This is a genomic window from Arthrobacter sp. P1_C12_2 (genome assembly GCF_056406415.1).
Window position 1 is genome coordinate 125,734 of record NZ_JBFUAF010000010.1, and the last position, 14,114, is coordinate 139,847.

The following is a 14,114-nucleotide window of genomic DNA, read 5'->3' on the forward strand; positions in this document are numbered from 1 at the left end:
CATTTTCTGCAAAATTACAAAGGAGTGAAATGAAGCCCTCGCTTGTACACCTGACATGCGCCGGAGTAAGCGTCGTCCTCGTGGCTGAATCCGATTCGCTGCCCGTCGTAGCCTATTGGGGCACGGCCCTGGGGCAGCTGGACGATGCAACCGAACAACGCATCGTGGATGACATCAGACCACAGCGCGCCACGAGCGAACCCGATGTTCCGCGGCCGATCGGCATATTGCCGGAGGCCAAGCAGGGATGGCTGGGCTTCCCCGGCATCGCGGGACACCGCGATGGGCAGGGCTCCTTCTCCGATGTTTGCGATGTCAGCTACGACTACACGCCCGAGGTGACTCCCGGAGTGCCGCAGCGGCTCATCGCCCGTGGCCTCGATGCTTCGGGCCTTGTCCGTGTGACGCTCGAGATCGAGCTGCTGCCCAGCGGGCTGCTGCGCACCCGAGCCACACTACGCAACGACGGCGCGAACGAGTACCGACTGGAGGGCCTCGATCTCGCGCTGCCCATCCCGGGCCGGGCCACGGAGTTGCTCGACCTTGCCGGCCGCCACAATGGCGAGAGGCGTCCGCAGCGGCGCACCCTCGTTGACGGCACACACCTCCGGGAGAACCGCCGCGGGCGCACCGGGCCGGATGCCGCCACCCTGCTGTTCGCCGGCACCCCCGGGTTCGACTTTGCGCGCGGCGAAGTGTGGGCCGTCCACAGCGGCTGGTCGGGAAACCAGCGCATGTGGGCGGAGCGGACGAATGGCGGACGCAGTTTCCTCGGCGCCGGCGAGTTGCTGCACACCGGTGAACTCGTGCTGCAGCCGGGCGGGGAATATGAAAGCCCGTGGCTCTACGCCAGCTATGGTGAAGGGCTCGACGAGGCCTCTGGCCGGATTCATACCATGCTGCGGGCCCGGCCCGAGCATCCGCCTGTTGGCCGCCCGATCACTCTCAACACGTGGGAGGCCGTCTACTTTGACCATTCGCTGCCCCCGCTCGTTGAACTCGCCGATCTCGCGCATCGCGTCGGGGTCGAACGCTTCGTCCTCGACGATGGCTGGTTCCTCGGCCGCCGCCACGACCGCGCTGGCCTAGGCGACTGGTTGGTGGATCCGGGCATCTGGCCCAACGGACTCGCCCCGCTGGTCGATCACGTTCGCTCCCTCGGGATGCAGTTCGGCATCTGGTTCGAACCCGAGATGGTCAACCCCGACTCGGAACTGGCCCGCGCACACCCCGACTGGATTCTGGCACCGCTGCACCGCGATGCCCCGTTGGCCCGTCAGCAACTGGTGGTCAACACCGCCCACCCCGATGCCTTCGCCTACCTGCGGGACCGGATCGTCGAACTTGTCACCGAACACCGCATCGACTACATCAAGTGGGACCACAACCGCGATCTGCTGGAGCCCGTCGACCGCACCACCGGCGTCGCCGGCGTGCACCGGCAGACGCTCGCGACGTACCGGCTGATCGACGAGATCCGGGCTGCATGCCCCTGGCTGGAAATTGAGTCATGCTCGGCGGGCGGGGGGCGCATAGACCTCGGCATCGTCGAGCACGTGGATCGCTTTTGGACCTCTGATTCCAACGATCCCCTCGAACGGCAGCGCATCCAGCGATGGACCAGCCTGCTGATGCCGCCTGAACTGCTCGGATCGCACGTCGGGGCCGCGCGCGCACACGTCACGGGCCGGCACAGCTCGCTTGGCTTCCGGGCGATCACCGCACTGCTTGGCAGCTTCGGCATCGAGTGGGATCTGCGCGAAGCGTCCGAGGCAGACCTGGAGGAACTCACCGCGTGGATCCGGGAGGTCAAACGGCTCGCTCCCCTGGTCGAACGCGGCACACTCCACCGATTGGAGACCGAGGACGCTCACATCGCGCAGAGCGTGGTCTCAGGCGATGCGCGCCACGCCATTGTCACCCTCGCGGCGATCGACTCCCCGCCGCACATCCCCGGGCCGCCCCTGCGCCTGGCCGGCCTCGACCCCGATCGCCACTATCGTGTCTCGCGCGTACGCATTGCAGGCGCGGTGGACTCGATCTCCACACGCCCGCAACCGGCCTGGTGGGACGAGGAATTCGTGTGTCGGGGCTCAAACCTGACAAAGATCGGCCTGCCCATGCCCACCTTGCGCCCGCAGGAAGCGGCACTCATCGAAGTGCGAGAGGCATGAGCACGGTCCGCGTCGAATCCGACAGCGGTGAACTGGAGGAAATATTTGAGTGGGCGAAGCGCACCGCCGCCGAGTCGGTGTTCGCCGACGGCATTCTGGGCCCGCTCGACGTCTCTGAGGTAAACCCCGGGCCCTACCGGCAGGCACCATATCGCGCAAGCTACCGGGCGGGCTACGCCCACCGCAGCGGCTACTACCTGCGCGACTTCGCCCACCAGGCGGTGGGGGCCCAACTGCTCGGCTGGCAGCACCACAACGCGGGCATGCTCAACGCCCTGCTCGAAACGGCCACCGCCGAGCACGGCGGCTGGCCGGTGTGGGCACTCAATTTCGACGGCGAAACGCCGCTCGCCATTGACTATCGCACACCGCATGAGTTTGTGCGCGAGGTTCCCGCCATCTTCGAAATGGTCGAGCTGGTTCACGTGTTGTATCGGTGGACGGGCGACGCCCTACTGCTCGAGCACCGGGACTTCTGGCGCAATACGCTGGGCAGTTTCGTTGCTGCACACGACACACATCGCCCCAACGGTGTGGCAGAGGGCAGCGGCCTGGGCATCTTCCAGGGGGCCGCCAGCTACAACGAACACCCCACCGCGCGTTTTCGTGAGGCCGGGGACGCTGTCGGCGCACAATATGCCGCCACGCTGCACGCTGCCGCGCTGGAGCGGGCCTGCGGCGAGCCCGAGGCCGCTGCGCAATTCGAGCACACGGGGCAGGTCCTGGCCTCGTATTTCCGCGACACGTGGAGCCACAGCGGCAACGATGACGCCGTCGTGAACGGTTGGACGATCGATGGCGAGCCTGTCACAGAGTGGGGCAGAGAGACAACCTTTTTCATGCCACTTAAGGGACTCTTCGCCGGCGACCCACGATCTGTTCCGCTGCTGGAGGACATCGATAGGCTCTGCTCCGACCCCGTCGGCGCGCCGGCGAACATCGAAGCATTGACCTACGTGCCCGATCTCTACCTGCGGCACGGCGATGCGAACACCGCTTGGCGCTGGATCCGGCACATCTACGCCCGCCGCAACAACCCGCATGACGTGCCGCAACAGGGGGTGAACGGCTCCTACCCAGAGGTGTCGTTTACCCTCCTCTCCCAGATCGTGGGCGGCCTGCTCGGCGTGCAGCCAAGCGCAGCCAGCCGCTCGGTCACGACCCGCACAATCCTGCCGACTGGCGTCTCGCGACTCGAAGCCTTCGACATCCCGTTCGGCGAAGGCACCATCGACGTCGGCGCTTCCGACGGCACGCTGTGGCTGAGGAACGGCACCGAACATCCGCTCGGCTGGCGGATCTTCGCAGGGACGAGGACCGACTTCCACGACCCGCACCTCGACGAACCCGGCACCGCCGCTCCCACGCTGACGCTCGACCCCGGCGAACGCCGCTGGCTGACGCTGCCCTGAGCGACGGGATGCCCCGTCAACTACTGGCCGGGCCACTGCCGCTGGTTGTGCGTGTCCATCCCTGGCACGCTCAACCAGCGGGAGCCAGCCCTGGCAAAGAGGTCTGCGCGTCGGGCAACGCCGTGCGCCGTGCCAGCCCTATTCGGGGCGCACCGGGGCTTCGGGGCGCACCGGGGCGGTGGACAGCCGCACATGCAGTGCGGGCTCCATGAAGACCTCGTCGGTGGGCACGGCGCGGTTCTGGACCATGGTGACGACAGTGCGGGCGACGGCCTGGGCGAGGTGTTCCACTGGCTGGCTGACGCTTGTCAACGGCGGGGCGGTGAACTCGAGGATGTAGGAGTCGTTGTAGCCGATGACGGAAACGTCCTCGGGAACGCGAAGCCCGCGCCGGGTGACGGCCCGAATGGCGCCAAGGGCCATCTCATCGCTCGACGCCACGATCGCGGTCGCGCCCAGGTCGAGGAGCGCATCAGCGGCGTGCCTGCCACCGTCCACGCTGAAGTGGTGCCGCAGCACGAAGTCCTCCGCGCCGTCGATGTTACGGGCATCCATCGCATTGAGAAAGCCTTCCACCCTCCGGTCGGCGGGGATGTTGCCGACGGGGCCGGCACTCATGCCGATTCGACGGTGGCCAAGGCCGTACAGGTGCTCCACGGCAAGCTCGGCCGCGCGCCAGTCGTCCGTGGAGACCACCGGGGAATCGCCTGCCGCGAAGCCGCCGTTCACACAGACGTAGGGCACGCCCCGGGATTCCAACAGCGCGCGCGCCGAATCGTCCGCATTGGTCAGGGTGTTGCTCGAGGACAGGAAGATGGCGGCAACGATGCCGGTGTCGACGAATGCTTCGACGTAGTCCCGTTCGTAGACGGAGCCGGGCAGGACCGGGCCGATCACGGCACGCAAGCCGTGCGGGCTCAATTCGCTCTCTATGGCGTTGCACATCTCGCCGAAGAACGGGGTCTTCAAACCTGGCACAAGAACGAGGACTATCTCGCCCTTGAGCGTGCGTTCGTAGCCGATCTGGCGCAAGGCGTCCTCGACCTGCTCACGCGTTCGTTGCGAGACACCGTACTTGCGGTTGAGCACGCGGCTGACCGTGGCCTCGCTGACACCCGCGAGAGCGGCCACCTCAGAGAGCTTGGCCGAGCCCGCGGGCGACCGGGTCTTCTTTCCGGCGTGCTGCAGGCCGCTCTCTGGTAGTTCGAAAACTCTTGCGTCGGTCATAACACTCCATTATTGCGGATTCCAGGTCCAAGCAATCAGCCTATGGCAAAGCCACTCCCCCGATGACGGATATCGAACGCGCCGGGCAAGGAGCCTGCGTCACGAGCCAGCCAGAACCCGGGGCGAACCGGCCATACTGGTTCTATGCAGGCGACGACGGTGTTGGTCGAGGGCGAGAGTGACCGGCTGGCGGTCGAGACGCTGGCCCTTCGCCTTGGCCATGACCTGACAGCTTTGCGGGTGTCGGTCGTACCAATGGGAGGCGCGACGAGCATCGTCCACTTCCTCGACCGCTACGGCCCGAATGGCGCAGGCCACCGGTTGTTCGGCCTGTGTGATGCAGGGGAATCTCGTGGCATCGCCCGCGCGCTCGGCCGGGCAGGTATCGGGTCCGGTTCGCTGGCCGAGCTTGGGTTCCACGTCTGTCACGCCGATCTCGAGGACGAACTCATCCGCTGCCTTGGGATCGATGCCGTGCTCAAAGTCATCGCAGCTCAAGGCGAGCTCGCGTCGTTCCGGCTCCTCCAACGCCAGCCGTCACTGCGAGAGCGGCCCATAGCGGCCCAGTTGCGCCGGTTCTTCGGAGGACGCAGCGGTAACAAGGTCCGATACGCGCCACTGCTAGTCGACGCATTGCCGCCCGGACATGCGCCTCCGCCGCTCGCCCGCCTAGTTGCATCATTCTCTCTCTGATCCTGATGTCCAAAAAGTGGTCGAATGCCTTCATAGCGTCCAACCACGCCATGCCGCGTCGCTGCGTTAGTGCTCCGCTTCTGCGGCAGCCTTCCTGGCGCTTTTCTCGGCGCGCAGAGCCTGCGCGTCGTGCTGTTCCTCGGCTTTTTCCTGGTGGATGACCTCTGCGAAGAGCTTCTCCATCTCCTTGGCCACGCCGGCGGCCGAGGCCGGGTTCTGGCCGGTCACCAGCCGGTCGTCAACCACGACTTTCTCCTCAAAGACGCCAGCGGAGACGTGGGTGGCGCCCTGTTCCTCCAGTCGGTCTGCCAAGAAGAACGGGATGACCTTGTCCTTCCCCGCGGCAACCTCCTCGTCGTTGGTGAAGGCTGCCACCTTCCGGCCCTCGACGAGGCGAAGCCCGTTCTCCAATTCCACGTTCAGCAGGCCGGCCGGTCCGTGGCAGACCGCGCCGACCAAGCCGCCGGCGTTGTAGACGCTGGCCACCAGATTCTGCAAGCCTTCGCTGTCCGGGAAGTCCCACATGGTGCCGTGGCCGCCCACAAGGTAGACGGCGTCGTACTGGTCGGGATCAACGACGTCGACGCGGGCAGTGTTGTAAAGACCGGCGCGCGTGGTCTCGTCCTCCGTGAAGGCGACCTGGATGGGATCTTCTGAGTCCACCTCGTCGCGCGGGGGCTGGCCGCCCTGGATGGACGCGAAGTCGACGAAATGCCCGGAATCCTTGAAGACCTTCCAGGGATGTGCAGCCTCGGCCACGTTGTAGCCGGTCTTCTCTCCGGTATCGCCGATCTCGGAAACGCTGGTCAATACCATGAGGATTTTCTTCATGAAGTGTCCTTTCGTCTAACTTCCACCCTACGCCCAGCCCAATTAGGGCCCCCGTTACTGTTTTCTGGACCCTGGTTCTGGTGCTGGATTGGGGCTAGACCGCTGACACATCGATCAGCACCTTGCCGACGATGCCCTCTTCCACCGCCGCGTGGGCCGCAGCCGTGTCAGCCAAGTCAAAGCGATGCAGCGGCAGGCCTGCGGCCTCTCCCACCGGAAGGGCGCCGTCGGCGATGGCCGCATTGATGTCCTCGGCGGCGGCTTGCACCGCCGCCATGCCAACGGTGTAGAGCAGCACGAACTGGTAGCGGACGTTGAGGCTGAAATGCCTGCGCACGTCCAGGCTCAACTGATCGCCGCCGTTGTTGGCGTAGACGGCGACGGAGCCGCGGTTGCGGATCACTGCCAGGTCGAGTTCCGCGTTCTGCGCGGGTGCCACCTCCACGATCTGGTCGACGCCGTTGGGAGCGATCCGGCGGATCTCCGCGGCCGCGCGGGTTTCCCGGTAATTGATGACGTGATCGGCGCCGGCGGCCCTGACCAGCGCAGCCTTCGCCGGTCCGCTCACGGTCGTGATCACAACGGCGCCGGCCCACTTGGCGAGCTGGATCGCCGCATGGCCCACGGCGCCGGCCCCTCCAGCGACGAGAACTACTTTGCCGCCCAAGGCTCCCGGGTGCAGCCGCCGCGGGCCGTCCTCGGCGATGGTCAGGGCCCGGTGGGCGGTGATCGCGGGAACGCCCAGGCTTGCGCCGAGGTCGAACCCGGCGTTCTCCGGCAGCGGAAAGACCCGCTCGGCCGGCAGGACGGCGAACTCCTGCGCTGTCCCGCCGTCGGCGCGCTGGTAGGCGGCCAATGCCAGCCAGACCCTGTCACCGACGTGGAGATGCTCGACGCCGGGTCCGACGGCGTCCACCACTCCGGCGCCGTCTTGGTTCGGCACGACCTCCGCGAAGGGCAAGGGCTCGCCCGGTTTGGCGCCGCGGCGCGACTTCCAGTCGGTGGGGTTCACCGCGGAGACCATGATCCGCACGCGCGCCTCCCCGCGCCCCGGGTCGCGGATCTCGCGGTCGACGAGCTCGAGAACAGACGGATCGCCGGTGGCACGGTACACGATTGCTTTCATACTCAGACTAACGCCGGCCCCGACCGAAAATTCCCGCCGGGTGGCTGGTTCTTTCCGCCTTACTGCTGCGCCAACAGTCGGGCGATATCGGCGTCGTTGTCGCGGATCAGCTCGCCCGACACCTCGATTGTGACCGAGTGGATCGTGCCTGATCCCGGTGCGGAGTACATGCGCACCCGCTGACCCGGTCGTCATTCCCGGCTCCTGCGACTGTGTCGTGGCGGGCCGAATAGTAGCTGCCGATGCTTTTTGTTGTCCTGAGGCGGTTCCCCCGGGTGGGGAGTGGGCGTCGTATGGGGGTGCGCATGACCCCAGACGGGTCATGCGCACCTGCGCGTGCCGGGAGCCGGCTCTGTGGTGTCAGTCGCGGCGGTCGCCCCGGTCATCCCGGCGGTCGTCCCGGCGGTCGTCCCGGCGGTCGTCCCGCCGGTCGCCGCGACGGTTGATCCCGTGTGCGACGACAACGGCCCCGCCGACAGCGGCGGCGGTCCTGCGCCTGCGTCGTGCTGCCAGTGGCATGTCAGGCTCCTTCCTTCATTTCTTCGGCGTCAGCTTGGAAGGCGGCGATGACGGCCTGGGTCGGGATCCGGCCGCTGGCCACGAGTTGGCCGCCGGCCTTGCGGACTGCCGTGCCGAACGGGGCCGCCCACAGGTTCTCCCAGACGAGCACCGCGGCGGAGTGGCCGGGCTCGATCGTCTCGGCCAGGTCCATGACGTCCTGCTCCGAGAGCACCATGGCCAGGTCGGCCTCGGCCATGCGGACCTCGCCGAGCTCGCTCGGGTCGAGGTCGGAGATCTCCGCCGTCTCGAGCGTGCCATCCTCGGTCTTCCTCAGGAACACCAAGTCGAGCACCCTGACGAGCTCACGCTTGACCAGGTCCTCCAGGAACGGGGCAATCTGGCCTTTGCCGAAGTCGGGCCCGGGGAACTCCACGACGAGCCAGTCCACCGGCCCTAGTTCATCCAATGTCTCAGCCATGCTGATTGACCTCCGATTCTCATTGGGGACAAGGCGATCCGACGGACCGCCACAGCTTCATTCTGTGCCCCCGGGGAGGTGCCGCGCCTCACCCGCGCCGGGTGACCTCACGCACCGGGTAGGGCTTGCGGTCCTGTTCCGGCAGTTCGGCGGTGACTCCATTCTTGGCTCAAGACCTTGAGGGCCGCGTCCGTGGATGGGCCGGGAAGCCGGGCAGCTCTTCTTGGCCTAAAGGCCGGAGAGGTAGAAGACGCGCAGGAGCCGGCGGTCGTAGGGGGCGGTGGTGGCGGGGAGGTTTTCCGGGCCGTGGGACCGATCCTGCCGGAGCCGCGGGGCTGGGGCCGCGGACCTGAAACGCGGTGCCGTCGCCGGGCGTGGGCTGTGACCGCAGCGGGCTCTTGACGCGGCCCGGGCCACAAGGGTATACAAGGGCCATCCCGGTGTCGTCGCGGGGGTCACGGCCGCAGAACAAACGCGGGCAGCCCGGGGACCGTCATTATGAACCACGGCGGAGCAGCGGAGTGAGGTGTGAGCGATGACCGGATTAGCTGCCCTCCGCTTCGTGGCGCTCGGCTGGGCAGGCTTCATCGCCGCGGAAGCAGGGATTGCGGACGACTGGGGGTACTACTTCGGCGTCTTCGTGATTGTGCTGGCCCAGTGCGCCGGTGTACCGCTTCCCGCCGTGGCCGTACTGCTTGGGGCCTACGCCTCGGCGCGCCACGGAGATCTGAACCTTGCTGCCGTTATTGCGGTCGGCAGCCTGGGCGCCATGCTCGGGAGCACTATTGGCTACGTACTTGGGCGGGTGGGAGGCCGTCCGTTGATGCTGCGACTTGCACAGCGCTTCCACGCCGACCAGAATCGCATCACCCAACTGGAGTCCTTCTTCGAACGGCACGGCGGCAAAGCCTTGTTCTTCGGCCGCTGGGTCATTGTCGTCCGGCTCTGGGGCGCCATTGCCGCGGGGGCTGCCAAGATGCCGTGGCCCACGTTCCTCCTGTGGACCATCACAGGGTCCATTGCCTGGGTTGCGAGCCTCAGCGTTCTCGCCTATCTGGCCGGGGCGCTGGCCCATGCCATCGGTGACGCTCTCGACATCGGCGGCTGGGTACTGCTCCCCGTCATCGTACTTGGCCTGCTGATCGTATGGCGCCGGCGCAGACGCCGGAAGCTCAAGTCAGCGGAAGCGTCAGGGGACGGCGTGCCCGACGCTGAATGAAGCCGGGGCCTAAGTGTCCCGCCCGGGATCAACCTCGGCCCCGACAGTTGAACGTCCAGCCCCGGTATTCCCGGTTAGGCAGCTGTTCCTGTCGCCGCAGTGGCGGGGCGATACGAGGCACCAACTAGGAACTCGGGTTCCTCCGGTCTAAAACGCTCGACGGATGCCCCGCCCTGTCCGGTCGCAGGCCTCTTTCGCCGTGTGCCCATCGGGCCTACACTCATCAAATCGAATCGAGCGCAGGCACCGTTCCGCTGCCCAGCTTCGGGGAGCGGAAGTTCTGACGGGCGCGGGGCGGCCCGGTTGGATCGGAAGAGATGCCGGCTGGTTGGCCCGGCGCAAGCCCGCTAGAGGGAGAAAAGCGGCATGAGGATCCTCGTCGATCTCACCAAATGCCAGGGCTACGCCCAGTGCGCCTTTCTCGCCCCGGACGTCTTCACGATCCAGGGGGACGAGGCACTGACCTATGACCCGCACCCTGACGGGGCGCAGCTGACGAGGATTCGGCGGGCCGCCGCTGCGTGTCCGGTTCAGGCCATCCGGCTCGAACAGCGGGACGGGCAGGACGGACCGCTGCATCCGGCCACTCGACCGGCGACGGCTGCTCCGGTCGAAGACAGCGGGAGCACGTTTAAGAGAACTGGACGGATCGTCATCGTGGGGGCATCGATGGCGGGGCTGCGCGCGGCGGAGCGGTTGCGCGAGGAAGGGTTCACCGGTTCGCTGACTCTGGTCGGCGAGGAGCCGCACGAACCCTACGACCGGCCGCCGCTGTCGAAACAGGTCCTGGCCGGGTCTGTGCCCTTGGAAGACACCTCGCTGCCACGCCACCGCGACATCAGCGCCACTTGGCGTCTGGGTATGGCGGCGACCGGACTGGATCTGGCCGCGAAGCAACTCCACCTCGCCGACGGCAGCCGGATCGGATTCGACAAGTTATTGATCGCAACCGGCTTGCGGGCCCGCCCCTGGCCTAACCCTGTGGAGGCGGCCCTGGCAGGAGTGATGACGTTGCGCACCCGGGAGGACGCCGCAACCCTGCGACAACACCTCGCGGGCCGTCCGCGTCGGGTGCTGGTCATCGGCGCCGGGTTCATCGGGTCCGAGGTCGCGTCCGTGTGCCGGGAACTGGACCTGCCGGTCACCGTCGCGGAGGCCGGCCCGGCTCCGCTCGTCGCTGCCCTCGGCGGGGTGATCGGCGCAGTCGCCGGGGAGCTGCAGATCGAGAATGGCGTGGACCTCCGCTGCGGCGTCCGCGTCCTATCCCTTGAAGGTGATGCCACCGGACAGCTGCGCCGGGCCATTCTGTCCGACGGCACAACTCTTGACGTGGATGTGGCCGTCGCCGCGCTCGGCTCCGTCCGCAATGTCGAATGGCTCGCAGATTCCGGCCTGGCATGCGGCGTATGGGGCGTCGCGTGCGACGCCGGCTGCCGCGCCTTCGACGCGAATGGCCTGGTCACCGATGACGTCTTCGTCGCCGGGGACATAGCACGCGCCCCGCAGCCGATGTACGGCTACCAGTACCTCGCCGTCGAGCACTGGGGAAACGCCATCTCCCAAGCCGAGGTCGCGGCACACAACATGGTCAGCGGCGAGACCGAACGGTGGCCGCATCTGGAGGTGCCGAAATTCTGGTCAGTCCAGTTCGGCACCGAAATCAAGAGCGTCGGGGTACCGTCGGTCGCCGACGAGGTCGCCATCGTCCAAGGATCGGTGGACACGCGCCGATTCCTGGCCGTCTATGGCTACAAGGGCCGCATCGTCGCTGCAGTCGCCTTCAACCAGAACAAGTGGCTCGACTTCTACGAACCGCTGATCGAGCGGGCAGCACCCTTCGCGCCGCCATTCCACCACCTCGACGAGTCAGGCCAGGCCCGGCCCGTGCCGGCCGGGTTCAAACCCGCAGCCAGCCCCACCCAGGACGCGACCGTTGTCGTGACCGGACACGACCCCAATGAACGCCGCGCCAGACTGACCAACCCCGCCGCCGGGGACACCCCGTCACGGAAACCCACAGAAACCGCCCCACGATTAAAGGAGCCTTCACCATGACCCAGGCCAGCACCTGGGAGCAGATCCTCGACTACTCCAACAGGGCCAACCCCTACCCGTTCTACGCCGAGCTCCGCAGGACCCCGGTGACACTCCTTCCGGACGGAACATACGTCGTCAGCGGCTACGCCGAGATCGCCGCCCTGCTGCACGACCCGCGGGTGAGTTCCGACATCACCCGCAATCCGGCCGCCGCCGCGGCGGGCGCAGGCGGGGACAACGAGGACGGTCCCGGCATGACTCCGACTTTCCTGAGCATGGACCCACCCGACCATGACAAGTTTCGACGGATCACCATGCGGCACTTCGGACCGCCCACGACACCTGGCCGGGTCGCCGGCATGGAACCACGGATGACGGAAATCGTCACCGAACTGATCGATGACATGGCGGACCGCAGCAGGATCGACGTCGTCGATGACCTGGCGTATCCGCTGCCCGTCACCGTGATCTGCGAACTTCTCGGCGTACCCCCGGGCGACGAACAACGCTTCCGAGTCTGGGTGGACGTCGCCCTGCAATCCACCGACCCCGGGCTCGATCCCGAAACCCAGCAAAAGAAGAGGGTTGAAGCCGGGAAGGAACTTCGCTCCTTCATGGAAGAGCTGGTCGAAGCCCACCGGCGTGCGCCCGGCACGGATCTGCTCTCAGCGATGGCCACCGATGACGGCCCGGAAGGCCGCATGCCGGACGACCAACTGGTGAGCACCGGGCTTCTCCTGCTCATCGCCGGACACGAAACCACCGTGAACCTGATCTCCAACGGCGCGCTGACCCTGCTGCGCCACCCAGACGAGCTTCAGAGACTGCGCAGCAACCCCGATCTGGCCATCCCCATGGTCGAGGAGTTGCTGCGGTACGAGCCGCCCGTGCATTTCGTTCCCTTCCGCACAGCCCTGGACGATATCGACATCGCCGGCACGACCATTCCGGCAGGTTCGTCCTTCACGCTGCTCCTGGCCGCCGGCAACCGCGACCCCGCCCACGTCACCGACCCCGACCTCTTCATCCCGGACCGGTCCAACAACCAACACCTCGGATTTGGGGGCGGTGTCCACCTCTGCTTTGGGGCGCCCCTGGCCCGGCTCGAAGCCCAGATCGCCCTCACCGAATTTTCCCGCAGGCTTGAGAACCCGCGGCTTGCCGCCGACCCGCCACCCTACCGCCCGAGTCCGTTCCTCCGCGGACCCTCCCACCTGCCCATCGACATCGACGGCGTCACCGATTGACTGTTGACAACAGCGAACAGCCCACGAATTCGATGTCAAAAGGACCGCCGGTCCCGGCTGAGGACCTCTCCACGCGGGGCGGCGCCCGCAAAAAATCCTGGGCAGGGCCGGTTGCGTTAAAAGGTCGAGTACGGGAAACGCTGTGCGAGTACATCCAAGTCGAGCCGCTGGAGTCAACGAACCGAGACGGTCGGCAGTGCGAGCATGGTGCCTGCGGATCTGTCGCATTGAAGCCTCTCGCAGCGACTGCAGACGCGACGGCAGAGCTCAGTTGCTGATGGCCGGGGCGGCTTGGGAGTACTTCCTGCTGCTGATCTGATCCGCTGTGAAGGCCGCGATGTCCGCCCGGGTGATGCCCCATCCGATCTTGTCCCTGCCGAAGGGCCGTAGACCCGCCGCTCCCCCCGCCGGCCGACGCCGCTGATAGCGGATACTACGTCACGCTGGCGGTTGGAAACGTGCCGACCGTCGTAAGTCAGGGAAACGACAGGTCTGTCTACCCGCTACTTCTGGCCGTGCCATCTGTCAGCTCAGGGGTTACGACAGTCCATAACAGTTCTCGAAATCGCAGGACCGATCGAAACCTTGGAATCGGTTTTTGAGAATCGAAGCATAGGCACTAGATCGATGCCCCACATGCAACATGCCGGTACCGGCACCCGGCTTGGGAGCCTGGTGCCCCGGTCCTCCCGCTGGGGGCACCAATCCGCGATTCATCAGAGCTCTCAGCTGGTCACCATGTGCCGGAGCGGTGATGGCGCCTGCTGTCATCGTGCCGGTGTCCGTGATGGTCCCAGAACCCGTCTTTGTCATGCCGGCAGCCGTCCCGGCCCGTCCACGATCCGTTGTGGTCGTTGTCGCCACGCCAATTGCCGTGGTCGTCACGCCAGCCCCATCCGTCGGCATTGTCATGCCACCGGCTCTCCCCGTCCCACCAGCCATGCGCGGAATCATGCCGGTTGTCATCCCGCATGTGGTGCCGATGCTCGAACGAAGATTGGTTCCAGACGATATTGGAGGAGGTAGAAACGTCAGCGTTGGCCGGGACGGCGCTGGCGCCCAGGCCCAAAGCCGCCGTCACAGCAGTTGTTCCGATGATGCGAATAGCCTTGTTCATGAGCTTCATCCTTTGAGGGACTCGTCCTCCCCACTGCTCCTGCCGCAACCAG

General features: G+C 66.5%; 12 protein-coding genes. 6 read left to right on the plus strand and 6 right to left on the minus strand.

The window, feature by feature from the left end; genetic code table 11:
- The first annotated feature begins 80 nt into the window (after positions 1-80).
- Together AC1DZQ_RS12685 and AC1DZQ_RS12690 are read left to right on the plus strand one after the other, a co-directional pair.
- The gene (locus AC1DZQ_RS12685) at positions 81-2,174 is read left to right on the plus strand and encodes an alpha-galactosidase (RefSeq protein WP_476963856.1); all 2,094 of its coding nucleotides are present in this window, start codon (positions 81-83) and stop codon (positions 2,172-2,174) included.
- Positions 2,171-3,586 (plus strand): hypothetical protein, encoded by a 1,416-nt coding sequence (locus AC1DZQ_RS12690; RefSeq protein ID WP_476963857.1) that lies wholly within the window; start codon positions 2,171-2,173, stop codon positions 3,584-3,586. Before AC1DZQ_RS12685 ends, AC1DZQ_RS12690 begins: the two co-directional genes overlap by 4 nt.
- A gap of 138 nt (positions 3,587-3,724) precedes the next feature.
- Here AC1DZQ_RS12690 and AC1DZQ_RS12695 read toward each other — a convergent pair whose 3' ends face one another.
- Positions 3,725-4,813 (minus strand): LacI family DNA-binding transcriptional regulator, encoded by a 1,089-nt coding sequence (locus AC1DZQ_RS12695; RefSeq protein ID WP_476963858.1) that lies wholly within the window; start codon positions 4,811-4,813, stop codon positions 3,725-3,727.
- A gap of 144 nt (positions 4,814-4,957) precedes the next feature.
- Here AC1DZQ_RS12695 and AC1DZQ_RS12700 point away from each other — a divergent pair, with 144 nt between their 5' ends.
- Positions 4,958-5,506, plus strand: coding sequence for a TOPRIM nucleotidyl transferase/hydrolase domain-containing protein (locus AC1DZQ_RS12700; RefSeq protein ID WP_476963859.1), 549 nt, complete (start codon positions 4,958-4,960; stop codon positions 5,504-5,506).
- A gap of 66 nt (positions 5,507-5,572) precedes the next feature.
- Here AC1DZQ_RS12700 and AC1DZQ_RS12705 read toward each other — a convergent pair whose 3' ends face one another.
- From AC1DZQ_RS12705 to AC1DZQ_RS12720, 4 genes are all read right to left on the minus strand, one after another.
- Complete coding sequence (locus AC1DZQ_RS12705) at positions 5,573-6,337, minus strand: type 1 glutamine amidotransferase domain-containing protein (protein ID WP_476963860.1); 765 nt, start codon at positions 6,335-6,337, stop codon at positions 5,573-5,575.
- Positions 6,338-6,431: 94 nt separating this feature from the next.
- A complete protein-coding gene (locus AC1DZQ_RS12710) occupies positions 6,432-7,463 on the minus strand; it encodes an NADPH:quinone reductase (protein WP_476963861.1) in 1,032 nt (343 codons plus the stop codon).
- A 360-nt stretch (positions 7,464-7,823) separates the two neighbouring features.
- Complete coding sequence (locus AC1DZQ_RS12715; protein ID WP_476963862.1) at positions 7,824-7,982, minus strand: hypothetical protein; 159 nt, start codon at positions 7,980-7,982, stop codon at positions 7,824-7,826.
- A 1-nt stretch (position 7,983) separates the two neighbouring features.
- A complete protein-coding gene (locus tag AC1DZQ_RS12720; protein ID WP_476963863.1) occupies positions 7,984-8,442 on the minus strand; it encodes a DUF6325 family protein in 459 nt (152 codons plus the stop codon).
- 535 nt (positions 8,443-8,977) lie between these two features.
- Here AC1DZQ_RS12720 and AC1DZQ_RS12725 point away from each other — a divergent pair.
- From AC1DZQ_RS12725 to AC1DZQ_RS12735, 3 genes are all read left to right on the plus strand, one after another.
- Complete coding sequence (locus tag AC1DZQ_RS12725) at positions 8,978-9,661, plus strand: DedA family protein (protein WP_476963864.1); 684 nt, start codon at positions 8,978-8,980, stop codon at positions 9,659-9,661.
- 366 nt (positions 9,662-10,027) lie between these two features.
- Positions 10,028-11,716, plus strand: a complete 1,689-nt coding sequence (locus AC1DZQ_RS12730) for an FAD-dependent oxidoreductase (protein ID WP_476963865.1) — start codon at positions 10,028-10,030, stop codon at positions 11,714-11,716.
- Positions 11,713-12,945, plus strand: coding sequence for a cytochrome P450 (locus AC1DZQ_RS12735; RefSeq protein WP_476963866.1), 1,233 nt, complete (start codon positions 11,713-11,715; stop codon positions 12,943-12,945). The genes AC1DZQ_RS12730 and AC1DZQ_RS12735 overlap by 4 nt, the downstream gene beginning before the upstream one ends.
- Before the next feature lie 733 nt (positions 12,946-13,678).
- On the opposite strand, the gene AC1DZQ_RS12740 is transcribed toward AC1DZQ_RS12735, so the two are convergent.
- Positions 13,679-14,071, minus strand: coding sequence for a hypothetical protein (locus AC1DZQ_RS12740; RefSeq protein WP_476963867.1), 393 nt, complete (start codon positions 14,069-14,071; stop codon positions 13,679-13,681).
- Positions 14,072-14,114 lie beyond the last annotated feature (43 nt).